The 24305-nt window shown below is 61.0% G+C and carries 26 protein-coding genes; 10 read left to right on the top strand and 16 right to left on the bottom strand.

Annotated elements, in window-relative coordinates; genetic code table 11:
• The first annotated feature begins 40 nt into the window (after positions 1 to 40).
• Both AB5Y73_RS08760 and AB5Y73_RS08755 read left to right on the top strand, forming a co-directional pair.
• Positions 41 to 286 carry a hypothetical protein gene (locus AB5Y73_RS08760; protein WP_064339592.1) on the top strand — a complete coding sequence of 82 codons (246 nt, stop codon included), beginning with the start codon at positions 41 to 43 and terminating at the stop codon, positions 284 to 286.
• A gap of 32 nt (positions 287 to 318) precedes the next feature.
• Positions 319 to 969, top strand: a complete 651-nt coding sequence (locus AB5Y73_RS08755; RefSeq protein WP_181294892.1) for an HAD-IA family hydrolase — start codon at positions 319 to 321, stop codon at positions 967 to 969.
• A 113-nt stretch (positions 970 to 1082) separates the two neighbouring features.
• Here AB5Y73_RS08755 and AB5Y73_RS08750 read toward each other — a convergent pair whose 3' ends face one another.
• Entirely contained in the window at positions 1083 to 1685 is a 603-nt protein-coding gene (locus AB5Y73_RS08750; protein ID WP_107683565.1) for a nitroreductase family protein, read from the bottom strand.
• Positions 1686 to 2172: 487 nt separating this feature from the next.
• On the opposite strand from AB5Y73_RS08750, the gene AB5Y73_RS08745 reads away from it, so the two are divergent.
• Complete coding sequence (locus tag AB5Y73_RS08745) at positions 2173 to 2643, top strand: YMGG-like glycine zipper-containing protein (RefSeq protein WP_181497116.1); 471 nt, start codon at positions 2173 to 2175, stop codon at positions 2641 to 2643.
• 96 nt (positions 2644 to 2739) lie between these two features.
• Here the strand turns inward: AB5Y73_RS08745 and AB5Y73_RS08740 are convergent, their stop codons facing one another.
• The 5 genes from AB5Y73_RS08740 to AB5Y73_RS08720 all read right to left on the bottom strand — a co-directional run bounded on the left by AB5Y73_RS08740 (position 2740) and on the right by AB5Y73_RS08720 (position 7676).
• Positions 2740 to 3696, bottom strand: a complete 957-nt coding sequence (locus AB5Y73_RS08740; RefSeq protein WP_107683567.1) for a D-2-hydroxyacid dehydrogenase — start codon at positions 3694 to 3696, stop codon at positions 2740 to 2742.
• Positions 3697 to 3827: 131 nt separating this feature from the next.
• Positions 3828 to 4592, bottom strand: a complete 765-nt coding sequence (locus tag AB5Y73_RS08735; protein WP_107683568.1) for a DUF3530 family protein — start codon at positions 4590 to 4592, stop codon at positions 3828 to 3830.
• 136 nt (positions 4593 to 4728) lie between these two features.
• Positions 4729 to 5295, bottom strand: coding sequence for an elongation factor P (gene efp, locus AB5Y73_RS08730; RefSeq protein WP_005335100.1), 567 nt, complete (start codon positions 5293 to 5295; stop codon positions 4729 to 4731).
• Between the two features lie 45 nt (positions 5296 to 5340).
• On the bottom strand, positions 5341 to 6537 hold the full coding sequence (gene earP / locus AB5Y73_RS08725; RefSeq protein WP_279499432.1) for an elongation factor P maturation arginine rhamnosyltransferase EarP: 1197 nt from the start codon (positions 6535 to 6537) through the stop codon (positions 5341 to 5343).
• Positions 6538 to 6632: 95 nt separating this feature from the next.
• The gene (locus AB5Y73_RS08720) at positions 6633 to 7676 is read right to left on the bottom strand and encodes a GMP reductase (RefSeq protein WP_005348017.1); all 1044 of its coding nucleotides are present in this window, start codon (positions 7674 to 7676) and stop codon (positions 6633 to 6635) included.
• Between the two features lie 381 nt (positions 7677 to 8057).
• On the opposite strand from AB5Y73_RS08720, the gene AB5Y73_RS08715 reads away from it, so the two are divergent.
• The 3 genes from AB5Y73_RS08715 (at position 8058) to AB5Y73_RS08705 (ending at position 10493) form a co-directional block, all read left to right on the top strand.
• Positions 8058 to 8552, top strand: a complete 495-nt coding sequence (locus tag AB5Y73_RS08715; RefSeq protein WP_107683570.1) for a RimK/LysX family protein — start codon at positions 8058 to 8060, stop codon at positions 8550 to 8552.
• A 138-nt stretch (positions 8553 to 8690) separates the two neighbouring features.
• The gene (locus AB5Y73_RS08710) at positions 8691 to 9167 is read left to right on the top strand and encodes a CesT family type III secretion system chaperone (RefSeq protein ID WP_235655530.1); all 477 of its coding nucleotides are present in this window, start codon (positions 8691 to 8693) and stop codon (positions 9165 to 9167) included.
• A gap of 33 nt (positions 9168 to 9200) precedes the next feature.
• Positions 9201 to 10493 (top strand): phospholipase, encoded by a 1293-nt coding sequence (locus AB5Y73_RS08705; RefSeq protein ID WP_107683572.1) that lies wholly within the window; start codon positions 9201 to 9203, stop codon positions 10491 to 10493.
• A gap of 94 nt (positions 10494 to 10587) precedes the next feature.
• On the opposite strand, the gene AB5Y73_RS08700 is transcribed toward AB5Y73_RS08705, so the two are convergent.
• The 7 genes from AB5Y73_RS08700 to AB5Y73_RS08670 all read right to left on the bottom strand — a co-directional run bounded on the left by AB5Y73_RS08700 (position 10588) and on the right by AB5Y73_RS08670 (position 17207).
• A complete protein-coding gene (locus tag AB5Y73_RS08700; RefSeq protein ID WP_107683573.1) occupies positions 10588 to 12030 on the bottom strand; it encodes an ATP-binding protein in 1443 nt (480 codons plus the stop codon).
• A complete protein-coding gene (locus AB5Y73_RS08695; protein ID WP_005335091.1) occupies positions 12027 to 12713 on the bottom strand; it encodes a response regulator in 687 nt (228 codons plus the stop codon). Before AB5Y73_RS08695 ends, AB5Y73_RS08700 begins: the two co-directional genes overlap by 4 nt.
• Before the next feature lie 130 nt (positions 12714 to 12843).
• Positions 12844 to 13410 (bottom strand): tetratricopeptide repeat protein, encoded by a 567-nt coding sequence (locus AB5Y73_RS08690; RefSeq protein ID WP_235655531.1) that lies wholly within the window; start codon positions 13408 to 13410, stop codon positions 12844 to 12846.
• Between the two features lie 67 nt (positions 13411 to 13477).
• Positions 13478 to 14347 (bottom strand): SDR family oxidoreductase, encoded by an 870-nt coding sequence (locus tag AB5Y73_RS08685; RefSeq protein WP_107683575.1) that lies wholly within the window; start codon positions 14345 to 14347, stop codon positions 13478 to 13480.
• Between the two features lie 42 nt (positions 14348 to 14389).
• Positions 14390 to 15043, bottom strand: coding sequence for a TenA family transcriptional regulator (locus AB5Y73_RS08680; RefSeq protein WP_100645292.1), 654 nt, complete (start codon positions 15041 to 15043; stop codon positions 14390 to 14392).
• A complete protein-coding gene (locus tag AB5Y73_RS08675) occupies positions 15040 to 16536 on the bottom strand; it encodes an AMP-dependent synthetase/ligase (RefSeq protein ID WP_107683576.1) in 1497 nt (498 codons plus the stop codon). The genes AB5Y73_RS08680 and AB5Y73_RS08675 overlap by 4 nt, the downstream gene beginning before the upstream one ends.
• A complete protein-coding gene (locus AB5Y73_RS08670; RefSeq protein WP_107683577.1) occupies positions 16533 to 17207 on the bottom strand; it encodes a thermostable hemolysin in 675 nt (224 codons plus the stop codon). The genes AB5Y73_RS08675 and AB5Y73_RS08670 overlap by 4 nt, the downstream gene beginning before the upstream one ends.
• A 144-nt stretch (positions 17208 to 17351) precedes the next feature.
• Here AB5Y73_RS08670 and AB5Y73_RS08665 point away from each other — a divergent pair, with 144 nt between their 5' ends.
• The gene (locus AB5Y73_RS08665; protein ID WP_107683578.1) at positions 17352 to 17999 is read left to right on the top strand and encodes a class I SAM-dependent methyltransferase; all 648 of its coding nucleotides are present in this window, start codon (positions 17352 to 17354) and stop codon (positions 17997 to 17999) included.
• A 39-nt stretch (positions 18000 to 18038) separates the two neighbouring features.
• Here the strand turns inward: AB5Y73_RS08665 and AB5Y73_RS08660 are convergent, their stop codons facing one another.
• Both AB5Y73_RS08660 and AB5Y73_RS08655 read right to left on the bottom strand, forming a co-directional pair.
• Positions 18039 to 19391 carry an FAD-binding oxidoreductase gene (locus AB5Y73_RS08660; RefSeq protein WP_235686271.1) on the bottom strand — a complete coding sequence of 451 codons (1353 nt, stop codon included), beginning with the start codon at positions 19389 to 19391 and terminating at the stop codon, positions 18039 to 18041.
• Between the two features lie 64 nt (positions 19392 to 19455).
• Positions 19456 to 20379 carry an ABC transporter six-transmembrane domain-containing protein gene (locus AB5Y73_RS08655; protein ID WP_107683580.1) on the bottom strand — a complete coding sequence of 308 codons (924 nt, stop codon included), beginning with the start codon at positions 20377 to 20379 and terminating at the stop codon, positions 19456 to 19458.
• 84 nt (positions 20380 to 20463) lie between these two features.
• Between AB5Y73_RS08655 and AB5Y73_RS08650 the strand changes: the two genes are divergently transcribed.
• The 3 genes from AB5Y73_RS08650 to AB5Y73_RS08640 all read left to right on the top strand — a co-directional run bounded on the left by AB5Y73_RS08650 (position 20464) and on the right by AB5Y73_RS08640 (position 23232).
• Positions 20464 to 21057, top strand: a complete 594-nt coding sequence (locus tag AB5Y73_RS08650) for a TetR/AcrR family transcriptional regulator (RefSeq protein WP_107683581.1) — start codon at positions 20464 to 20466, stop codon at positions 21055 to 21057.
• A gap of 107 nt (positions 21058 to 21164) precedes the next feature.
• Positions 21165 to 22391, top strand: a complete 1227-nt coding sequence (locus AB5Y73_RS08645) for a winged helix-turn-helix domain-containing protein (RefSeq protein ID WP_107683582.1) — start codon at positions 21165 to 21167, stop codon at positions 22389 to 22391.
• A 91-nt stretch (positions 22392 to 22482) separates the two neighbouring features.
• The gene (locus AB5Y73_RS08640; protein WP_107683583.1) at positions 22483 to 23232 is read left to right on the top strand and encodes an ABC transporter substrate-binding protein; all 750 of its coding nucleotides are present in this window, start codon (positions 22483 to 22485) and stop codon (positions 23230 to 23232) included.
• A gap of 43 nt (positions 23233 to 23275) precedes the next feature.
• Here the strand turns inward: AB5Y73_RS08640 and AB5Y73_RS08635 are convergent, their stop codons facing one another.
• Positions 23276 to 24238 carry an IS1595 family transposase gene (locus tag AB5Y73_RS08635; RefSeq protein WP_279499216.1) on the bottom strand — a complete coding sequence of 321 codons (963 nt, stop codon included), beginning with the start codon at positions 24236 to 24238 and terminating at the stop codon, positions 23276 to 23278.
• Positions 24239 to 24305: the final 67 nt, after the last annotated feature.

Here is a 24305-nt window from a genome sequence, read left to right as displayed (position 1 = left end):
GGGAATCGCCCTCCTCTGAACCGGAATAAGGAGCCATATCATGTCCACTCAACGTTATCTGTTTTTGATCAAGGGCAAGCTGGTGCTGGCCCAGCCGTTGGCGGCCCCGGAGACTGGGGATCTGCTCGTCAGCCTGCTGCAACAGGGTTTTGTGGTCGGCCCCTTGCAAGTGTGGGCTGGCAGTGCCGAGCAGGCGCTGGCCTGTTATGAGCGTGCCGCCCAGCAGCAGGCCTTTGCCGATGCGCTCTCTGGCTCTCTGCCCGAGCTGGCCGGGGTGTCTGTATGAGAGCCTGTATGAATGCCTGTATGAGTGCTGGCATGAACACGCTCACCCTGTCGGTATCCGCCCTGCTGCTCGATATGGATGGCACTCTGGTCTGCTCGACCGGTGATGTGGAGAAGGTGTGGCGGCTCTGGTGCCAGCATCATCAGCTTGCCCCAGAGCCGGTGTTGGCTATGTGCCACGGTATGCGCTCACGTGAGGTAATCCGGGCGTTGGCCCCGCAGCTGGATGTGGAGCGGGAAGCGGTGCGGCTCGACGAGCTGGAGATGCTGCATACCGGCGGCGATGCCATCCCAGGGGCTGGCGAGTTGCTGGGCCGCTTGTCGCCAGAGCATTGGGCCATTGTGACCTCCGCCAGTGAGCAGGTTGCCCGCCATCGCCTGAGTTGTGCCGGTTTGCCGCTGCCCCATGTACTGGTGGGGGCCGAAGCTGTGATCAATGGCAAACCCGATCCCGAGCCCTATCTGCTGGGGGCTGAACGGCTTGGCGTCTCGCCCGATTGTTGTCTGGTGTTCGAGGATGCCCCGGCCGGTATCGAGAGTGCCCTGCGTGCAGGTTGCACCGTGGTGCAGGTAGGAGGCGATGCGCCGCTCAATCCGGCGGTGGTGGCGGTGATCCGCGACTGGTGCGAGGTGAAGATTGAGTTGGGGGAAGGCGAATCCCTGCTGGTGATGCTGCTCACCTGAGTGGTGGATAGAGCGTATTACGACCGCAGATTGCAGTATGAACCATCGCTATCCGCACTCTATGTTGCAATAAAAACGCCCCCGAGATGCGGGGGCGTTTTGCTATCTGACTGTTATTTGAAGACGCGGAAACGGGTGGCGTCGTCGATAAAGGTCTTCTCTCCTGCCGGTTGCTTGATGCTGCCAAAGGGCATCTGGGCGCGCAGCAGCCAGCTGGCGGGCAGGTTCCACTCCTTGCGTACCGCCTCGTCGATCAGCGGGTTGTAGTGCTGCAGGGAGGCACCGACTTTCTCCTGCGCCAGCGTCGTCCAGACCGCAAACTGGGCGATGCCGGTGGCATGTTCCGACCAGATGGGGAAGTTGTCTGCATAGAGGGCGAATTTTTGCTGCAGATCCTTGATGACGTCGGTGTCCTCAAAGAACAACACAGTGCCGAAGCCTGCGCGGAAGCTGCCATCCACCTTTGCCTCACTCTGGGCGTAGGCTTCCGGCGGCACAATCTTTTTCAGCTCGGCTTTGACGATATCCCACAGCTTGTGGTGCTGGGCGCCAAACAGGATGACAGCACGGGAGCTCTGGGAGTTGAAGGAGGAGGGGCTGTGTCTGACGGCATCCTGGATCAGTGCCGTCAGCTGCTCCGGTGTATGGGAGACCTGGTCACCCAGGGCATAGATGGTACGACGTGCTTTGATCTGCTCGATAAACGGACTGCTCATAACATCTCCTTTGCTTGATAGTCACCGGGCGCCAGCCTTGTGGCCAGCCATCCCCTGTTGTTCAAGCTATAGACTATACCACCCGATTATCTTCCGGGCGTTTACATGTAGTGGTGACACTTTCAACTGAGGGTTAACACCCCGCACATAGGCGATCCTGTTGCTCCCCAGTGAACGGGGTTGAGGCGCGCTGAACTGCCAGCCCAGCTGAGATTGCGCCACCCAACCCTGCGCAGGTGACAGGAGCTGTCCGATCGCCAGTAGTTGGGGTGGGGCTGCGACAGCCTCCCACCCCTGCCGAGGGACACGCCATACCTGTGAAATAAAAAATTTCTTGTGGTTATTCAAGAGATTGAATTCGGGCTTGCCGGTCACGCCTATTGCCGGGTTTCAAGTGAGGATCTGCTTGCCGCTAGTCACCCACTGGTTTGCTGCCTGCCGGTTTGTATAGTGCAGAGGAAATTAATCAGATTGGACAGGAGTACCCATGGAGATGAATTCGCGCGCGCTTCGCACACTGGCCCTGTTGGGCGCCTTGCTCGCTGGCAGCACGACCGTGCACGCCTCCGAGACCCTCAACACCATTCTCGGTGGTGGCGCAGGCGGGGTAGCGGGCACCATGATCGGCAAGGAGCTGGGGGGCGATACCGGTGCGCTGGTTGGTGCGGCCATTGGCGGCGCAGCTGGTGGTGCGGCGACGGCCAACAAGGGCAACAAGAATGAAGCGGCCCTTGGCGGCGCGGTGGGGGCGCTGGGCGGTGCTGCCATCGGCAAGAGTGTTGGTGGCGATACCGGTCAGCTGATCGGCGCCGGGGTCGGCGGGGCGAGCGGTTCGGCCATCGGTGCCAAGACGGGCGATGGCCACAAGAGCCAGGATCGCTATTACGATGACGACGATCATCACCATCACAAGCCCCACAAGAAGCACAAAAAGCACAGATGGCACGACGACGATTGATGTGCGCGCAGTGAGTGCGAAAGATGCAAAACGGGGCCTGTTGGCCCCGTTTTGCATTGTGTGGTCACTCGATTTTGCGGTGACTCGCTCGTGCGGTTACACCAGCCGGTGCTGGCGGCGACCGGCGGCAAAGGCGTTGATATTGTCGATCAGCTGGTCGGCCAGCCGCTGCATCGACTCCTCGCTGGCCCACGCTACATGCGGGGTGAGGATGAAGTGGGGGTATTGCAGCGCCTTCATCAGGGGATGGTCGGGGGGCGGGGGTTCGACGCTCGCCACATCGAAACCGGCAGCGCCGAGGCGGCCGTTGGCCAGCGCCCGCAGCAGCGCCTCTTCATCCACCAGACCGCCGCGGCCGACGTTGATCAGCAGGGCGCCCGGTTTCATCAATCCCAGCTCCCGCTCGCCAATCAGGTTGCGGGTGTAGGGGGTGAGCGGGCAGTGCAGGCTGATCACATCCGAGCTCTGCAGCAGCTCGTCGAGCGGCAGGCGATCCTCGTCATGGCTGCCACCGATCTGGCTCTGGGCGTAACGCACCGTCATCCCCATTCCCTTGGCCCGTTCGCCGAGCGCCTGACCCAGGGTTCCCTTGCCGATGATGCCGAGCTGCTTGCCGTGCAGATCCATGATGTTGTGATCGAAGAAGCAGAACTGGCCGCTCTGTTGCCAGCGCCCCTCCAGCAGCGACTGGCGCCAGCAGAAGAGGTTGCGCGACAGGGCCAGCATCAGTGCCATGGCGTGTTCCGGCACCGAGGGCCCCGAGTAGTTGCGGATGTTGCATACCCCGACGTTGGCCGCGCGGCACGCCTCCAGATCCACGTTGTCGCTGCCGGTGGCGGCAAGCGCGATGAGTTTGAGCTCCGGCAACTGTGCCAGTTCAGCGGCGCCGATACGTACCTTGTTGATGATGGCGATGCTGGCATCTTTCAGCCGTTCGACCACCTGTTCCGGGGCAGTGCTGGGATAACTCTGCCAGTGGTGGGGAAAGTCGGGATGATGCAGGGTGATGCCCGCATCCAGGGTATCGCTGTCGAGAAACACAATCTGCTGCATGTACCTTCCTGCCATATTCGGGTTTGAACCGTCATGATGCCAAAAAGGGCGCCATCAGAGCCAGTATGCCGCGCCATGGCGGGTGGGCTTTCTCCGGCAGATGTGATGTTGCGCGTGCTTTGTGGCCCTGGTCAGAGCCAGCCCAGATGGTTGAGCCACCCCTGAATGCGGGTGGGGGTTTCGCCCAGTTCCATCAGGGCGTAAGGACGATAGTTGAGCTTGTGGCTGCGCCGGCTCTCGGTCTGGCGAGCCTCGGCCGCCAGCAGCGGCCAGCGGCCGCCATCCTCCTGATAGAGATCCAGAGTAGGGATGGTGCCCTGCGCTATCTCTTTTGCGAGGATCTGGTTGCTCTGCTGGTCGGGGAAGAAGCCATCGAGCAGCACCAGCGCATCGGGGGCGGGCAGCTGTTCGCTGGCGATAAGGTTGGCGGTCCAGGCTGCACCGGTGCCTTGCGCCAGGATCAGCTTGAAGCCCCCCTCCTGCAGCTTGGCATCGGCCAGCTTGCTGATCCGCTCGGCCAGTTGTTTGCGAAAGGCATCGCTCTCCTTGGCTTTTTTCTCGGCGGCGGGGTCGAGCTCGGTTTGCTGGGGAGAGGGGAGCAGCAGCAGGGTATCAAAGCCCAGCTGGCTGAGGGCGCGGGTCAGTTGCCAGAGCTGACCGCTGCGCTGCCAGTCGGGCAGTAGGATGGCGAGACCCACATAGTTGTCGCTATCGTGCTTGGCAAACAGCACCGTCTGTTTGTCGATCTGGGTGGCTTCGGGTTGCCCTTTCCAGTCGCTCGCTTGCCAGTGATCGAGGGGGAGTGGCTCGGCAACGGGGGGCGCGACCTCGCTCGCCTCTGCCCCATGGCCAGCCAGCAAGGTCAATAACAGCAGTGATAAGGATAATCTGGCCATAGTGTGCTCCCCCGGTTATCTGGGTTAGCGGCGGCGGCGGGATTTTCTGAAGGGGGAGGCGGCGTTATGGCCGCGAACAGGCAATAAAAAAGCGAGCCGGAGGCTCGCTTTTTTGCAATCAATTCAACGTGGTCAATTAGTTGACGCGACGCTTGAATTCACCGGTGCGGGTATCGATTTCGATCTTGTCACCGATCTCTACGAAAGCGGCAACAGCCAGCTCGTAGGTAGTGCCTTTCAGACGGGCAGGCTTGGTCACTTTACCGGAGGTGTCGCCACGGGCAGCCGGCTCGGTGTACTCAACTTCACGCACGATGGTGGTCGGCAGTTCTACGGAGATGGCTTTCTCGTTGTAGAAAGTCACTTCACACAGATCTTCCATGCCGTCTACCAGGTAGTTCAGCACGTCACCCAGGTTGTCTTTCTCGACGTCGTACTGGTTGTACTCGGTGTCCATAAAGACATACAGGGGGTCGGAGAAGTAGGAGTAGGTGCACTCTTTACGCTCCAGCTGAACAACGTCCAGCTTGTCGTCGGCCTTGAAGACAGTCTCGGTGGCGCTGCCGTTCAGCAGGCCTTTCAGCTTCATTTTGACCACGGCGGAGTTACGGCCGGATTTGTTGAATTCAGCCTTCTGGACCACCATCGGCTCGGTGCCGATCATGACTACGTTACCAGCGCGGATTTCCTGAGCGGTTTTCATGTAAAAAATTCCTGTTCGTGAAACGGACGGATAAAAACTGCCAGATTATATACGGCTTTCCAGAAATTTCACCAACCTCGTGACGAGATCCCCATCCCGGAGCAGCTTCTGTGACCAGAGTCGCCCATGTTGCAGCCAAATCGCGCTGTATTGCGGCCATTGGGCCCAGAGTTCGCGGCAATCTTCACCACGGTTGAGAGCCAGATTGAAGCGGCGCAGCCATTGGGCGCAATCGGCAGGCAGATCAGCAAGATAGTGGTCGAGGAACTGCTCCAGCTTGACCAGATGGGCCTCCTCCTCCTGTTGGTAGATATGCCAGAGGAAAGGACGAGCTGCCCACTGGGCCCGCACGAAGGAGTCCTCCCCGCGCACCAGATTGAGATCACAGCTACACAGCAGTCGATCGTAACCGGCCTGATCGGTCATCGGCAGCAGCTTGATGGTGAGGTTGCCCGAGTGGAGCAGCTCCCCCGCTTTGGCCGCAGGGATGGCATCTGCCAGACCGGCGCCGGTGAGCACATCGTTGAGAGAACGCCCCAGCGGCAGCAGCAGGGTGACGGGCGTGGTGCTCTGGCACCAGCTCTCGACCAAGCTTTGCAGCGCATCGCTCTCGTAGGTAAAGAGGCTGACCCGCAGCTCGTTATCTTGTCTGGGCGGCAAACCGAGGCTTGCCCAGTAGGCTGCCAGTCCCGCATCATCTTGCTGCCACTGCTCCCGTTCGGCGATGAGGTCGTGCTCGCACAAAAGGCCGCCGGTTTTAGCGGTAAAGCCCGGGAAGAAGAAGTATTTGTTGAGGCTCTGGTTGCCAACTCGCTGTGGCGAGGCGAGGCCGTGGCAATCCTCTACCCAGCTCTCCGCCGAGAGGTACTCCAGATTGATCCAGCATGGGGGGCTGGGTTGGCTCGCCATCAGCTCTATGAAGGGGGCGGGCAGTTCGCAGGCAAAGGCCTCGATCACCACCTTGCCCGGGGTCATGTCGGTCGGCAGGGTCTCATGCCAGTGCTGGATATAGATGCCATCGACCCACTGGCCATCCTGCGCCGGGTCGAGTCCGGGGCAAATGCGGGCGAAACTTGGCAGATCGTCGACCCAGAGCCGCACCTGAACCTCATTGCCATGTGCCGCAATATTCCCCTCCCGTTTTAGCTGGCGGGCGAGTCGCCAGGTGACGCCGATGTCACCGAAGTTGTCGACGACGCAGCAGAAGATGTCCCAGTCAAACGGGGGCAGGGGAGTGGTCATGGCTCGGGGTTCCAAATGCAAAAAAACCGGTGCGCAGGGTAGCACACCGGTTGACTGGCTTCTAACCGTCAGCGTGTGACGGTCGCTGCGGCAGGTTACTCCTTGCCGTAGACGTTGTTCTCTTGCTCACGTACCCGAATAAAGGTGGTGCGCTTGGTGAGCTCTTTCAGCTGGCTGGCGCCGACGTAGGTACAGGTGGAGCGCACGCCGCCCAGAATGTCGCGCACGGCGTTCTCGACCGGGCCGCGGTAGGGCAGCAGCACGGTTTTACCCTCGGAGGCGCGGTATTCGGCGACGCCACCGGCGTGCTTGTCCATGGCGCTGGAGGAGCTCATGCCGTAGAACTTCATGAAGGGCTCACCGTCTACATCGACGATCTCGCCACCGCACTCTTCGTGGGCAGCCAGCATGCCGCCCAGCATCACGAAGTCGGCACCGCCGCCGAAGGCTTTGGCGACGTCGCCCGGGCAGGTACAGCCGCCGTCACCGACGATCTGGCCGCCGAGGCCGTGGGCCGCATCGGCACACTCGATGATGGCGGAGAGCTGCGGATAACCGACGCCGGTCTTGACGCGAGTGGTGCAGACGGAGCCCGGGCCGATGCCGACCTTGACGATGTCGGCGCCGGAGAGGATCAGCTCTTCGACCATCTCGCCGGTCACCACGTTGCCCGCCAGAATGACGTGGTTGGGGCAGGCTTCACGAATTTTGCGCACGAACTCGACGAAGTGCTCGGAGTAGCCGTTGGCCACATCGACACAGATGAAGCGCAGCGCTTCGGACATGGCGAGGATTTGGCGGGTCTTGGCGAAATCTTCAGCCGAGGTGCCGGTGGAGACCATCACATGGCCCAGCAGCGCCGGGTCGGTCTCGTTGACGAAAGCTTGCCACTGCTCAAGGCTGTAGTGCTTGTGTACCGCGGTCATCATCTCGAAACCGGCCAGCGTGCGCGCCATGGCAAAGCTGCCGACGGTATCCATGTTGGCGGCGATGACGGGTACGCCTTGCCATTGGGTCTGAGTGTGTTTGAAGGTGAACTGACGGGTCAGGCTTACTTGGGAACGGCTCTTGAGAGTAGAGCGCTTGGGGCGGAACAGGACATCCTTGAAACCGAGCTTCAAGTCTTCTTCGATACGCATTACAAATTCCTTATTGAGCCTTGTTGAAAGTCACTTTTGCAGTGGCAAATTTTCGGCAGGCGCAAAAAAACCGGTGGTTTTCAGGCCCTCCGGTTTACAACAGTGTAGGCAAAAATCCCTTTAGAACAAGACTGATAATTTGTAAATCCTTGTGGTAGCCTTTGGCGTCACAACCTGAGGTTAACCACCAGTTTCATCCAGCACCGTTCGGTGCCTTGCTCTCCTACGATATTCCCGCTCGCTTGGGCCGCCGTTCGGCCACTCTTTGTCGTCTCTCTCCTGACCTGCCAGATATTATCCAAGTAGCTGAAATAAATCGGATTGACCCACAATAGGACTGTGGTAGATCTGGGCGCAGGATTGACAAGGCAGGGCAGTAAAATGGGCAAGATGATGGTGGGGATCACCCTGATGCTGGCACTGTGTGGCAGTGTGCTGGCAGAGACCCCGACCAGCTATGGCTGGATCGAGAAGGGACTTATTTTGCCCACCGGCGTGGCGGTGAAGATGAAACTCGACACCGGGGCGCTCACCTCTTCCCTCGATGCTCGCGCCATCACCAGATTCAAACGGGATGGCAAGCCCTGGGTGCGCTTCATGCTGGTGGTAACTGATGCCGACAGCGGCAAACTGGTCAAACAACAGTTCGAACGGAGGGTCGAGCGCAGCGTGACGGTGCGCGGGGCGGGCGGCATGGAGCAGCGGCCAACGGTGACCATGTCCATCTGTCTGGGGGACAAGGTGTATGAGGAGTGGTTCACCCTGCGGGATCGCAGCAAGATGATCTATCCGGTGCTGCTGGGCCGACGTCTGCTGGCGGAGCTGGGCCCGGTGGATTCCAGTCGAACCTTTACCCTGCAGCCCGCCTGCCGTTAGGGGCAATTTCGGCGTGAATCTAAAAAACGCCGTTTCACAGCTAAATCCCCGCCCCTCTACCAGAGGTAGCATCTCCACCATACCCTGAAGCGTGCGAGCTCGTTCGCCAGCAAGGGCTTGAGCGTGGAGTGCATCATAGTGAAACCCTATCAACAAATCGTATCTGAATGGCTATTGCTCGCGGGCGAACAGCAGGGCGTAGCCTTGAGTCTGGGCAGCGATGGCCACTGTCGTGTGCCATTCGGTCTGGATGGCGAGTGCCTGGTCGAAGTGCCCGATAACGATGAGCTGCAGGCATGCTACCTCTATATCCCCTTGCTGCGTCTGCCTGACGATGCGGTCAGTCAGTTGCAGCTGACCCGCTCGGCCCTTGAGCTGAACATGTTTGGTTTGGCCACGGGGGGAAGTCAGATCAGTCTGGACAGTCGCAGCAATCATCTGGTGCTGACCTTTTCCTCTCTCATCGAGATGCTCGATAAAACCCTGTTTATGCAAACCCTGGGTGAATTTCTTGATCTCGGCGTCACCTTGCAGACGCAGTTGCAGGCGTTGAGCGCCCGGCAGGAGACAGCTGCCATTCCCTCCCCGTTATCTGGCGCCATGATCCCGTGTTGATGGATCGTCATTGGTATTAATCAGGAGTAGAAGATGTCTATTCAAAGCATTGGACAACCCCAGCGCGCTACCGCTGTGGCCTCTCATGAGCATGGCGAGGTGCAATCCTCATCTCGCCAGCACTCGGTTCATCACAATCTGGCCTCTCACTATACCAGCCTCGGCTTCGGCTCCCGGGTTCAGCCGGGCAAGGTATTGAATACCTCGCTCAAGTGGTTGACCCTCAGTGCCCCGGCTCGCAAGATTGGCATCGCCATCCAGGGCGGCCATGACTCCCATGCCCAGAGCGCCAAGGGCAAAGCTCGTTACTGGACTGGCGCCATCATCAAAGGGCTGGCCAATATCACCGGTGGTGTCAGCAGCGTGGCCAGCGGTGCGGTGACGGCAGGAGTGGCCGGGGTGAAAAACCTTGGCGAGTCAGCGGCGCGTCTGGTGGCATCCTCCTCTCTGGGGTTGGCGGGGAGCGTGATGAAGGGGGCCTCCCATCTGCCGCTCGGTATGTCAGAGCGGTTGCAACAGGGCTCACAGCAGGCCTTGAGTGCCGCCAAGGGGATCATCAAACCGGCCTTCGTGGCGAAGGCGCAGCAGGAACCGCTGACTGCCGAGGGGGCGAGAGCGGTGATGGATGCGGCCCAGCTGGCGCGGGTCAGCTGCTCCAGCAGTTATCGGGAGATGCCGGCAGGCTACAGTCACGCCACGCTGGCAGATATTCCCCCTTCGATATTGGCCCGCCGTGAAGATGGTTCCGGTGGCACCGGGAGTGCCCTGACACTTCATGTCACCCCGGACAAGAACGAGAATGACCCCTTTATCCTGACAGGTGATGCCTGGTCTGCGCTCAAGGTCGCCGTTTACAAGCGTGGCGATACCATGGTGCTCTCGTTTGTGGGCACTCAGCCTGCCAAACGCCCCGGCACCCTGAAGAGCGATGCTGGCGCGGCCCTTGGCATCAAGGACAGCGCGTTTCAAGATGCCGACCGGCTGGTCAAGGCCTTTGCCCAGCAGTATGGCGGCAAGGTCGAGGTGCTGGGCCACTCGCTGGGGGGCGGTCTGGCGCAGTATGCCGGCATCAAGCATGGACTCAAGGTTACGGCGTTCAACAGCATGGGGCTGCATGTTGGGCTGCGGGATCGCCTCGCTCACAAGCTGGACGATGCCAATGTCACCCACGTCAACACCAGCGGGGATCCGCTGAGCCAGAAGGTGGAGCACGGTGTGTTCGGGCTGGATGCCTCTTCCCAGGTGGGCAAGCGTTATGTGATTGAGCACTCTGGCGGGCATCGCATGGAGGCGGTGACGGCAGGTCTGGATGCGCTGCTTGCCTGATCTGCCGGTGATGGCGCCGCAACAAGTCGCGTAGCGTCAGCGTGCTAATTATCTATAAACAACGCCTCCCTCTGGAGGCGTTGTCATTTTCGGATCAGGGCTGGGAGTGGGTGTGGGTCGGTAGCCAGACGCTCACCTCCAGCCCCCCTTCCGGCCGGTTGTGGACATCGAGGTCGGCGCCGTGCAGTTGGGCGATGCGCGAAACGATGGCCATGCCGAGACCCACGCCATCCCCCTGCTGGGGATTGACCCGAAAGAAGCGTTCATACAGCCGGGGCAAGGCGCTGGCGGGAATGCCGGGGCCGTTGTCGCTCACATCCACCCTCACCCGGTTGCCCTCTCGCTGAACCCGCACCCTGATCTCGCCCTCCGGCTGGGTGTAGCGCAGCGCATTGTCGATGAGATTACTGAACAGCAGCTCGAGCAGTGTGGCCTGCCCCATCACCAGCTGCGGCAATTCACACTCCAGCGACAGCTGCTGATCCTTTTTGAGCGCGATGGGAGCAAGCGTCGCCAGGGTGCCTTGCAGCAGGTGGCCCACCTCCAGCTCGGTCAGTACCAGTCCCTGCTGGTTGTCGATACGGGCCTGGGTCAGCAGTTGGCGGATCAGCCGATCGCTGCGGTCGAGGGCCTGCAGCATCTTGTGCAGGGAGTGCTGGCGGCTGGTGTCATCATCGGCAGCCAAGGCATTTTCACTGTGGATCCGCAGCACCGCCAGCGGGGTGCGCAGCTCGTGGGCCGCCTCGTTGGTGAACTGCTTCTCCCGCTCTATGGTCTCCGCCAGTGCCTGCATCAGCCGGTTGATCTCGTTGGTGAGGGGGGTCAGCTCCTGAGCGCTTATCTTGAGGCTGAGGGGGCTCAGGTTGGCGGGGTGACGCTCGCTGATGGCCTGGGCCAGCTGGCGCAGGGGGGCCAGCCCGCGAGTGATGAGCCACCAGAGCAGGGCCAGCAGGAAGGGGAGAGTGATCAGCAGCGGCAGCATGGTGAGGGTTGCCATCTTGCTGGCCAGTTCGCTGCGCTCGTCGTCCCGCTCGGCTACCACCAGCCAGGTCTGCTCCTGCTGGTTGTAGAGAGTGAAGGTGCGCCACTGGTGATTATCTTTTTCGACCGTGTCAAAGCCGATAGCCAGGGTGACCAGCGGCTGATCCGGGGCGCTGGGGGCGCGCAGCAGCAAGCCGCCCTTTTCATCGAGCAGCTGGAAGTAGAGATTGCGTTCGAACTCGTGGCCGTAGGGGGTGATCTCCCGATCCTCGCCGGTCAGGTTGAGGCTGGGGTCTTTTTGCCACTCATCGGGGTTCTGTGCCTCCCACTCCTGATAGACGGTGCCGTTGGCGGGCAACTGCCCCTGCTGGGCCATATAGCGGGCCAGCAGCTGGTTGGTGATGCGGGCCGACTGGGCGAGGCGGGCATCAAACAGCTCCTCCATTTCGTGGCTCGCCTCCATGTAGCCGATAAAGGCGCTGATGGTAAGACTCAGGCTCACCAGCGTCAGGATACCGGTGAGCAGAAAACGGCGAATGGAGCGGGGACGTTTCATCGTGCGGGTGTCCGGCTTGGCTGTTCGAGCTGAGGAATGATGTAGCCGACCCCGCGAATATTGCGGATAAGGTCGCTGTAGAACTTCTTGCGCAGATGGTGGATATGCACCTCCACCGCGTTGCTCTCGGCCCCTTCATCCCAGCCGTAGAGGCTCTGTTGCAGCTGATCCTTGCTCAGCACCCGGCCGCTCTGGCTGATCAGCTCCTGCAGCAACTTGTATTCATGGGGGGTGAGTTTGACCGCCTCCCCCTGATAGGTGACCTGCTGGGATTCGGGATAGATGAGGATGTCGCCATACTCCAGCACCGCTTGCGCCTGTCCCTTGCTGCGGCGAACGAGGGCGCGCAGGCGGGCGTTGAGCTCCTGCAGGGCGAAGGGCTTGACCATGTAGTCGTCGGAGCCGGCATCGAGGCCGACCACCCGATCGTCCAGCGCATCGCGGGCGGTGAGGATCAGCACCGGCAGTTGGTGTCCTTCACGCCGCAACTTGCGCAGCAGGCTGAGGCCATCGATGTCGGGCAGATTGAGATCGAGGATCAGGGCGGCGAACTCGTCGCTCTTGAGGGCTGCCAGAGCGGGCAACCCCTGTTGCAGCCAGTCCACCGTATAGCCGCTATGGCGCAGTGCATCCTGCATACCATCCCCCAGCATCACATCATCTTCCACCAGCAGGATCCGCATTCTTTTCTCCCTGTTTGTTGGGTGTGGCGATCTGGCTCAGCGCCAGGGTGTGCCGTGGCATAAACAACCCTGCCCACCAGTATGCAAGCTGGTGGGCAGAGTTTAAATAGTTCTTTGATCCATCAGGGTTTTATAGCTTGGCCAGCCGATCGCGGATCTCCATTTTGCGCCCTTCGTCGGCCACTTCGCGACCCGGGCGGGCCGGGGCAGCCAGCGCCTTGTCGAGGTAGGTTTTGGCCTCGGCCTTGCGACCCTGATCCAGCAGGAAGTCGCCATAGAAGAAGTTGGGATCGATGCCATCCGGATTGATGGCCAGCGCCTGCTTGAGCAGTTGCTCTGCCTTTTCGTCATCGCCAAAGCCGACCGGCCAGCCGGGCACCTGATAGTAGAGGGAGCCCAGACTGGTGTAGGCGGATCCGTCCAGCGCCTTGGGATCCTGTTTGAGTGCCAGCTCCAGCTTGGCTTTGGCCTCTTTCACCAGACCCAGTGCCCCCAGCCCCCCTTTGGCCCCCGCCCAGGTGCTCTTGACGATGGCCGACCAGATCAGCAGATCGGCGCGAAAAGGCTCCTTGGCGCTGGCCGCTTCGGCTTGAGTGCTCAGTGTTTCGAGGCAGTTCTCTTTTGCCTTGCCGGTCTGTTGATACTGGCAGACGGCCCACTGTTGCTGGATGGGGACGAGGGCATCACCCGCGGCCATGACCGAGGAGGACCCCAGCAGGATGGCGATGGCACAAGAGGTCACTGATTGACGGACAAAATTCATATTAATGCTCCTTCTTGGTCGGGATCGGGCGGGACAAGTCTGGTTGTGGCGCACTGTTTGCGCCGGCATCAGCCGTCCCTGGCTGAAGATGACGGGCATAACGTTTGATGATCGGCAGCTGTCTGGCCAGCGCCTTGTCGACGATGCCGGGCAGCAGGGCGTTGAGCCGCACGAACAGCTTTTCCGGCCAGCCGAGCCAGCTGCGGCGGGTTTCGTTGCGCAGGGCGATGACCGCCTCTTCGGCCACCTCCTGCGGGCTGTCGGTCTGGGTGCCGAGCGCTGCATTCATCTCGTAAGCGGCCTCAGAATTGAGCTTGGTGCGGGTGGCGCGGGGGGCAAAATGCAGCACCTTGATGCCACTCCCCTCCAGCTCCCGTCCCAGTGCTTCGCTAAAGCCGCGCAGGGCAAATTTGCTGGCGCAGTAGACGCTGTAACCGGGGTAGCCGATGCTGCCCAGGCTCGAGCCCATGTTCATGATGATCCCCGGCTTGCGCATGGTTGGCAGCAGGGCACGGGTGAGCTGGATGGGCGCCTCGATATTGAGCAGCAGTTGGCGCTCCACCTGCTCGAAGCTCTGATCTTCCAGCCAGGCAAACTGGTTGCAGCCAGCGTTGTTGATCAGGATGTCGATCCCGTCCTCCAGCGCAGGGTGTTGCAACAGCTTGGCCCGCTCCTGCGCAGAGCCGAGGTCGGCGAGCACCACCTGATGGCGCTCGGGATGGGGCAGTGACTTGCACAGCCGCTCCAGTGCCGGGCCGCGACGACCGTGCAGCAGCAGGTGTGCCCCCTGGGCCGCCAGCTCCTGTGCCAGCTCCTCACCTATGCCACCGCTGGCGCCGGTGAGCAGCACGAGTTTCCCTTCAAGGTTCATGGTGTGGGTTCCCTTTTTGCTGTCTGCTGATCCGCTGCCAACTTACGGTGTGGCGGTGAGGTTGTAGAGCATCTCGCCATAGAGGCGGTAGACCACCTTGGCCCCGTGGATGATGGCTGCCTGATCCGCCGGGCTCTCGACCCGATCCATCAGGGATTCAAAGAATTTGAGGTGCTCCTGATCCAGGGCGCCGTGGGAGCTCAGGTAACTCATCGCCTGCGGTGGCAGGCCGAGTCCCTTTTTCAGCTGGTCGGCGACGGTGAGGGCGATGGCGACGCTGGTGCCTTCCAGTACCTGCACCATACCGAAGAAGCCCATGGGGTTGCCGCGCTGGATCTGGTCGTAGAGGAAGGCGACCATCAGCTCGATGGGCAGCCCGGGCTGGCCGTGGCGCACCGCCTCGGCATCACCGCCACAGGCGCGGATATCATTGAGGATCCACTCCTGATGGCCATACTCCTCGTCGATGTACTCGGCAATGGCGCCGCGCACCCACTCGTACTCCTGACCCAGCTTGCCGCCGGTTGCCATCAGGAGTGGAACTGTGTGGCGTACGTGGTAGTAAGCCTGAGCCAGAAAGGCGAGATAGGTGTCACGGCTGATATCGCCACGGCGGCAGGCTTCGATGATGGGGGCGTTGAACAGATGCTCACGCTCCTGGGCTGTGGCTTGTTGCAGAGTCTGGTAGAAGCTCATGACGATTCTCCTGTAAGGCATTGGCTGATTTGCCGGGAAAAGTGTTGGTAAATCTCGTTGCGACGGGGGCGCCCGTTGGCGGTCAGCAGGCCGGGATGTTGATCCAGCGCCACCGGCAACCAGTGGTGCAGGCGGGCATAATCGGGCAGTCGCTGGTTCAGACCGGCGATCTGGCGGGGCAGATCCGCCTCTTTGCCCGGCAGGGGCTGGATCAGCGCCACGTTGGCAGGCTGACCATCGCCAAAAACCACGATGCGGGCGATGGCGGGGCAGAGCTGTGCTTCGGCCTCCACCCACTCTGGCGAGAAGTTGCGGCCAAAGGCGGTGATCTGGACATTCTTCTTGCGCCCGGTGATATGGAGGTAGCCCTCATCATCAAGATGACCCAGATCGCCTGTGGCGATCTGCATGGCAGAAGGTTCGCCAGTGGCGATCTGTTCGGGAGCCGGTTCGTTGCTGCCGAGATAGCCCAGCATGGCACTGCCGCTCACCATAATTTCGCCATCGCTGGCGATAGTGATCTGACAGTGGGGCAGGGGGCGGCCGACGCTGCCGGGCTTGTCAGCATCCAGGCTGTTGAGAGCCACCACGGAGCCACACTCCGAGAGGCCATATCCCTCATACACCGGCAGGCCGAGCTGGCGGGCGTGTTTGATCAGGTCGGGGGCCACCTTGCCGCCACCGACGGCAATAAAGCGCAGGCTCTTGAGCTGTTGGGCCAGCGTCGGGGTGCTGGTGCAGAGCGCCAGCAGCAGGCGCAGCAGTTCGGGCACCAGCACCAGACTGTGGGTCGACCAGCGTAGCAGCGCCTCCCCCAGCATGGCTGGATTGAGCGAACTGGATCCGGTGAAACCGAGCTCCCCGAGGGACGGAATGCGGCTGCAGGCGCCGGTCAGCAGCGGCACATAGAGGCCGGTGATGTTCTCAAGCAGGGTCGCCAGCGGTAGCAGGGTGAGGTGTTTTTCCACCTTGGCTGGCGCGACTCGCTCGGCCAGCGCATGGCTCACCGCCATCATCTGGGTCAGTGACAGGCAGACACCCTTGGGCTGGCCCGTGGTACCGGAGGTGTAGGTGATCTTGGCGGTGCCCTTGGGCAGCGCCAGTCGATTGGCCGGGGTATGGCGCCACAGCGGCAGCTCGCCGGTGATCAGCGAGAGCGGCTCGGCGGCATGCCACCCCTGATGATATGGGCCCACCAGCGCATCGGCGCCGCTGCTCTCCAGCAACCAGGCCTGCTGGGCCTGACTGAAGAAGTGGGGCACCGGGATCACCACGATACCGGCGCGGGTGCAGGCGAGATCCAGCAGCGCCCAGGGCAGGCCGTTGTCCAGTTGCAGCGCCAGACGGCTGATGTCGAGCTGTTGCAGCTGGCTGGCCAGACGCTGGATCTGTTGCCACAGGGTCTGGTAATCGAGACGCTGCGGGCTGCTCAGCAGCGCTGGGGATTGCGGATCCTCGCGGGCATGTTTGGCGATGGCGTCGAACAGGCTCATTGGGCGCACCTTTTTTGATGGGTCTGGTTATCACTGCTCTCGCCGGCATCGTCAAACATGGTTGGCATGGGGGCCAGCAGATTGAGCAGCAGGCTGCTCTGGGCGAGCACCTCGCGCCCCTGATTGATGTCACCCACCATCACCTTGGGTTGGCAGCGGTAGTACTCACCCCAGGCATCGGCGTCGGCCCCCACCTGATGGGCCTGTGCGGGGGCCAGCTCCACCGGGTTGAGTTGCAGGCGAGCAAAGCTGTTGCGCAGCTTGGCCGTGCCGGTAAAGACCACGTAGTCGAGGGCGTTTTCACACAGTAGACGACACAGGGCCGCGAACATCAGGCGGGCATTGCCCGGTTCGCTGCAGGCCAGATTGCCTACTTCGATAATGCGGTTGCGTGCCGGATAGACCCCGAGGCGGGTGTTGATGGCGGCCTCGATGGGTTGCTCCAGATACTGTTCCAGATAGAGAGGCCCCTCACTGGCATGATTGAGACCACAGGCACCGACCAGCGTCCCGTCCGCCCGATAGAGCCCCAGCAGGCAGGGGAGAAAATGGGGGATGCGGGCGTTGAACTCGAGGGTATAGGCGGCCTGGATATAGGTTTGCAGCGCCATGACCTGCTGCGGGGACTTGGCTAGCAGCAATCGGTAGGGGGCCTGGATCTCGATGGTCATGGGTGACTCCTTCTCTTGCGATGGTTTGAGAGTAAAAGGGCAAACTTAAGAAACCCTTAAGGAGCAAAAAAAGTTGTCAGCGACGCGACGGGCAGGCAATCTGCGCCGCTGTTATCCAACAGGAATCCCCCAAGAGGAACCGCCATGTCATCCACCGTCAGCTGCCCCCTGTGTGCCAGCCATCGCAGTTATCCCCTGCCGGTGGCGGGCAAACGCTATCATCGCTGCCTCGCGTGCGAGCTGGTCTGGCTGGATCTGGCGGATCATCTGGATGAGGCGGCGGAGAAGGCGGTCTATGACGGTCACGACAACCAGGTTGATGATCCCCGTTATCGCACCTTTCTGATGCGGGCATTTGGCGAGGTACTGAGTCGGGTGCCAACTCCTGCCTGCGGCCTCGATTTTGGCTGTGGCCCGGGCCCCGCGCTGGTGGCGATGGGGCGCGAGGCGGGTTACCAGATGGCGGGGTATGACAAGTTCTACGCCGATTTTCCCGAGTTACTGACGCGTCAGTATGACTTCATCACCAGTACCGAGGTGATCGAGCATATCGCCGAGCCGCGCACGGTGCTGGCGCAGTTGTGGGATTGCCTCAAGCCCGGTGGCCTGCTGGTGCTGCAGACCCAGCGGGTGCTCAGTGACGAGCGGTTTAAAAACTGGCGCTATCGCCACGACCCGACCCACATTGTCTTCTTTGCCGAGGCATCGTTTCAGGTGCTGGCCGCCAGCTGGCAGGCCGAACTCAGCTTCCCCCACGCAGATGTGGCGGTATTGCAGAAAGGCACGCCCTGAGGCGTGCCTTCGTCTGTTACTCGTCGGGTTCGCCCGACGCTACTCCTTGTAGCCCTTGTCCTGCCACTGGTAGTACATCAGGGCAGATTTGACGCCGATTGACTTGAACGGCTCTGGCGGCAGCCACATTGGCAGCGTCTGCTCTGCGTGGTTGAACCAGGGATGCTCCTTGCCCTGATAGAGGCTGGCCACGATGTCGCCAAACAGGAAGGAGAGGTTGATGCCGTGGCCGTTGTAGCCGAGGGCGTAGTAGATGTTCTTGTGATCCCCCATTACCCCCACCGCTTCGGTGCTGTCGCCGGTCATGCCGAGTACCCCGTCCCACACCTGTTCAAACTTGATCCCCTTGAGGGCCGGATAGAGGGTCACCAGCTCGGTCATCATCATTTTGCTGACCCGGTTAAGATCGCCCTTGTAGTTGAGGCCGTCGTTGAAGACGTACTCGGCATTGCCGCCACCGATGACGATGCGGTTATCCGGGGTCAATACCAGATGGAACAGGATGTTGCGGGTGTCGTAGTAGGGCATCCGACTCTGCCACTGGATGGCGGCCAGCTGTTTTTTGGTAAGCGGCTCGGTGACGGCGCTCTGGGCGTGCACCGGAAAGACCCGTCCGCTGAAGTAGCCAAGTTTTGAGGTATAGCCGTTGGTCGCCAGCACTATGCTGTCGGCGGCCACCTTGTACTTGTCGGCCACATTGAGCTCGATCTGCTTGCCCTCCTTGATCCCGAGAACCGGGCTCTGCTCGTAGATGGTGACGCCCGCCTGCTCCACCGCCTTGCGCAGGGCATTGACCAGCTTCATGGCGTGTACCTGACCGCCATTGGGGTCGTAGACCGCCCCCACATAGCGGTCGGTGCCCAGTTTCTCTTCGGTGGTATCGGCGTTCCAGTACTGGAGCGGGATGCCGAGGCGATTGGCGGTTTTCACATAGTCGCGGTACTCGGCGATATCCTCCTCATCGAGGATCGCCTCCACATAGCCATCGAGCTTGAGATCGGCCTCGACGCCGGTTGAGGCGACCAGCGCCTGCAGCTTGCGCATGCTGGCGACGGTGAGGTCGTAGTGGCGCTTGCTCGCCTCCCCCTCCTCGTAGAGATCCATCACCTCGGAGCCCGGCAATACCATGCCGCCGTTGCGGCCCGAGGCACCACTGCCCACCTGCTTGGCCTCGAAGATGGCGATCTTGAGCGATGGGTTGGCCTTGGCCAGATGCCATGCACTGGAGAGGCCGCTGTAGCCGCCGCCGACGATGGCGATATCCACCTTCATGTCTTGTGCCAGCGGGGCGCTCTCCTCTGTCGGTTTCTCCTTGAACCAGTAGCTGGTGTTGGGCTCAAAGTCGCTCATCTTGGGGCCGCAGGCGGCGAGGAAAAAACAGCTGATACACATGGTCAACGCTCGTTGGTAAAGGGGGGGCGGATTCATCTTCTACTCCGGTTACAGATACAAAATGTCAAATCAGTTCATCGGGTTGGGCGGTATTGACCCGGCGACCTATGTCTCGCAGCCGGGCCAGCTGATCGGCAAGACCGGGCCCCTCATCCAGGCTGGTGACAAAGTTCCAGAGGTAGGTCATCACAGCATAGACATGGCCTGCCGAGACCTGGGGCTGGGCCATCAGCATGGTGATGGCCAGCAGGAACAGCAGTGAGGCGCTGATGCCGACCGCCAGAAAAGCGAGCGCCTCCCGATCCGAAATCCGGATGCGGAGCCAGGCCAGCGCGCGGTAGTGGCGGGCGAGACTGGCTGACTGGGCATGGGTGACCAGCTTGACCTCGTGTTCCAGTCGATCGTTGAGCCACTCGTGCAGTAGCTGGTTCTTGCGCGAAAAGCCGGGCAGCAGCAGGCCGAACAGCAGCAATACCCCCATGCAGGCGATGCCGACCCAGAACTCGATCACCATCAGCATCACGGCCGCCCCGACGATGGAGATCAAGCTGGTGGCCAGGATCGGGATATGTTTCTCGAAGAAGTCGACAAACTCCCGCGCCAGGGTGACCCGCGCCACTATGGTGGATTGCCCCTCCTGCTGCTGGCGCTGGGTCAGGATCACCGGCACCGCCAGTGCCGCATAGATATGGGTAAAGGTGCGGGTGTCGACCGCCCGGCGCAGGGCACCGATGAGCCAGAACAGCAGCACGATGAGGGCGTAGCTTGAAGCCTGCCACCACTGGCCCTTGACGATGGCGTCGATGGCAAAGCCGGCGAACAGGGGATAGACCACCAGCAGGATGTTTTCGAGGGCCACCAGCGAGAAGGTGCCCGCCAGCTTGAGGGGATTGGCCCGTGCAATCGCCCCCAGCGAACGACCGGCCGAGTGTGGCAACGGCGTGGCCTGCTCGTCGCAACTGGCTGCCGAAGTGGTTGGTGTTGTCATGGGTTATCTCCTAAGATGTCGGAAATGCTTAGTTTGAGCGAGTGCTCAAAGTCAAGCAGATCGATTGATATCGCAGGAGGTCAGATGGCACGCCCATCAGCAGAACAGCGCAAAGAGATGATCATCGAGGCCGTACTGGCCCTGTTTCGAGAGAAGGGGATGGCGGCATCGTCAACCCGTGATATTGCCGAGCGCACCGGTCTGGCGCGCAGTCACGTCTACCACTACTTCAAGGATTGGAAGGAGCTCTGCCTCTGCGCCGTGGAGCGTTTCACCTATCAGGAGATCGCCGAGCAGCGGGAGTGGCTGTTGCCGCTGCCAGCCCGCGAAGCGTTGCCGCTCTTTGTGCGGGACAACCTGCCGACCAGTCAGGATGCCTCCTGGGCCATCTATCTGGATGCCTGGAACGAGTCACTGCGCGATCCTGTGTTTGCCGAGAGCTACCGCAAAATCATTCTGGCGTGGCGGGAGGTGCTAGAGCAGATCCTGCAAAAGGGGATCGACAGCGGCGAGTTTGTAGCGGGCGATGCCCGGCGACTGGCGCGCCAGATCACCTCGCTCATCAACGGCTATGCCGATGACCTTATTCTGGAGCCGACCCCCGAAGCGGTAGAGGCCACTTATCAAGAGATCATGCTGGTGGTCAATCAGCTGGTCTTGCCCCCGGCCCATTCATAGCGGCGCAGGTACACAAGGGAGGGGAGGCATGCCAGCGTGGTGCCTCCCCCTGTTTTGTTGGCTATCCGCCGGGCGCGCGATAGCCAGATACCAGGGAGCGGTTGTTGATGTCGATTACCCATTTGTCACTGCAAGATGCCCGTCATCTGCAACTGGCGGCGCAGGGGCTGCTTGCCCCCCGTCGCTGCAAGGCGACCCCGGCCGATCTGTTGGCCACCATTCGCCGCATGGCGCTGCTGCAGATTGATACCATCTCGGTGGTGGCACGCAGCCCCTATCTGGTGCTCTTTAGCCGGCTTGGCCAGTATGAACAGCGTTGGTTGGAGCAACTGCTGGCTGACGGCGAGATCTTCGAATATTGGGCCCACGAGGCCTGCTTTGTGCCCCGCGAAGATTACCGGCTGTTGCGCCACCGGATGCTCGACCCCGCCGCCATGGGCTGGAAGTTTTCGGCCAACTGGCTCACCACCCATCAGCAGGAGATCGACCGGCTTATCGAGCGCATTCGTCAGCATGGTCCGGTGCGGGCGGCCGACTTTGAGCGTACAACCGGCAAGGGGAATGGCTGGTGGGACTGGAAGCCGGAGAAGCGCCATCTGGAGGTATTGTTTACCACCGGTCAGTTGATGGTGCGGGAGCGGCGCAACTTTCAGCGAGTCTATGACCTTGCCGAGCGGGTCATCCCCGAGTGGAGTGACCAGCGGGATCTGCCAAGCGTCGAGCATGCCCAGCGGGATATGGTGCGCGCCAGCTGCCGGGCGCTGGGGCTGGTCAAAACTGGCTGGGTTGCGGACTACTACCGGCTGCGGCGTGGCAAATACGATGACCTGCTCCATCAACTGGCGGATGAGGGGGAGCTGTTGCCGGTACGAGTGGAGGGATGGCAGCACGGCGCTTTTGTGCACGTATCTCTGGCCGATGAGCTGGCAAGGGCACAGGCGGGCACCCTCAAGGCGACCCATACCACCGCCTTGTCGCCGTTCGATCCGCTGGTATGGGAGCGCAAGCGGGCCAGTGAACTGTTCAATTTTGACTATCGCATCGAGTGCTACACCCCGGCCCCCAAGCGTCAATACGGCTACTTCGTGTTGCCCTTGCTCCATCGCGGCAAGCTGGTGGGCAGGATGGATGCCAAGGCTCATCGTCAGCAGGGGATCTTCGAGATCAAGAGCCTCTATCTGGAGGCCGGGGTGAGAGTGACCCGCACCCTTGCACAGGATCTGGCGAAAGCCCTGCAAAAGCTGGCTGACTGGCACCAGACACCGCAGCTCCGTTATGGTGCCATTCCGGCCAATTTGCTGGCGTTGTGGCATGAAAGCGCCCCTGCAAAGTGAGCAAAATCCCTTCTGGGCTAAGCTGCAAGAGGGATAAACAGTTCGGGAGCGGGAGATGAAACGAGCGGTAACATGGTGGGCGGGATTGGCGATGGTCATCTTGTCCCCCGCGCTATGGGGGCAAGAGCCACCAGTGAAGATCTGTCTGGGGGAGGGCAATGAGTGGGCCCCCTTTACCTATTGGGAGCGCAAGGACGGGGTGCCCGATACCAGCCGCCTGACCGGTTCGGCGACAACGCTGGTGCTCGATGCCCTGCAACAGAGCGGGCTCTCGCACCAGATCCGCTATCTGCCCTGGGCGCGGGTGCAGCAGGAGCTGGCGGATTTTCGCCAGAATGGTCTGTGCGAGCTGACCTGGGATGCCAGCTACAAGCCGGAGCGGGCCGAGTTTGCCTTCTACAGCGTTCCCCTCTATTACACCCACCTCGGTTTTTTCTATCTCAAGCGCCGCTACCCCGAACCGCCGGATCTGCAGACGGTCAATCGCTCCCGGGTGTGCGGGGTGATTGGCTACAACTACACCCCCTACGGGCTTGCGCAGGAGCCACGCCGGGTCAAGCAGTTGCAGCAGGCGCTCGATATGCTGGAGCGGGATCGCTGCGACTTTCTGCCGAGCGAAATCGAACCTCTGGTGGCAGGCATCAGCCTTGGCATCTACCGCAGCGAGAGCGGGTTGCTCAATCTCGCCCTGCCCAGCCGCAAGGGCTTCTATCTGCTGGTGAGCAAGGGCTCCCCGCGCGGCCACCAGCTGGTGAATATCCTCAATCAGTCTCTGGTGGCATTTCAGGAAGGGGGGCATACGGATGAGGTGATGCGCCGCTTCTTGCCGCCAATGGAGTAATAGCGAAGGGTTGCTGTCATTCAGGGGGAGCAGATAAAAAAGGTTATGTCCCAATTACGTGTTGCATGGGGCGCCCCAGCGCCTCATGCAAACATGTTTTGATATTTACGCCTTTTCCGTAACGCTCCAGCATCCGGCGCCAACCCAAGTAGTTCTTCAGGTAGTGCGTCGCCACGCCATGGAACCGCTCCATCCACTCTTTCAACCGATGGTGATATCCGTTCACATGCTGGATGTGATACGCACCGACTACCCGTTCGCCTTGACGATTGCGCACCACCTGATGGGTTATACCCTGTTCCTTGCTGAAACAGGCATACACACCCGCCCCATCGCTACACAGCACCGCATCCGGTGACACCAACGGCTTCAACACTGCGATGACCGTATCGGCATTTATTTTCTCCAACTGGAAATCCGCATGGTGGCCTGCACGGTCTTGTACCACCATCACCGGGATGTAATCTGGCCCGGTTCCACGAGTTCGACCTTTACCACCGCGATGACGTGGTGGACGCGGCAGTCCCCGCTGCCCCTTGAACGATTCAAGGAAGAAGGTCTCATCCACCTCAACAATGCCCTCTTCCCGGGTGGCCTGATGGGTTGCCATCGCGCGCAAGAATCGGTGACGCCAGAGGAACGCGGTGTTTTTGCTGACCCCACAGCGCCGCGCGGCCTGGCGGACAGTCAGTCCTTCGATGAGAGCTTGCGCGTAGTCTTCCCAGCACTGTGCTTTACGCAATCTGGCCAAGGGCGTCTTGGTCAGAACGGTGCTGGTGCGCAGACACAGTTTGCAACGGTAGCGGCGCAGTCCCCGACTCCATCCCCAAGGCGCCAGCTGGGTAACATCGGCCTGACAATGGGGGCAGCCACTGCATGCCGGTAACTGAGTATTGAGCGAGGTAATGGTGTGGGGTGCAGTAAGCTCCTGCTGAGCAACACGGCGCTGGCGCAGGGTTAACTGGGGAAAAAGGGACAACAGGTGTTGAAAGGCTGGGGTATCCATGATGGTAGACCTCAAGGTGATGGCCTACTTCAAGATTAGCCTTTCAACACGTAATTGGGACAGAGCC

The sequence above is a fragment of the Aeromonas sp. s7(2024) genome (assembly GCF_040907825.1).
Lineage (GTDB): Bacteria > Pseudomonadota > Gammaproteobacteria > Enterobacterales > Aeromonadaceae > Aeromonas > Aeromonas veronii.
The sequence above is the reverse complement of the archived record's forward strand: the minus strand, read 5'-3'. Positions and strand labels throughout refer to the sequence as shown.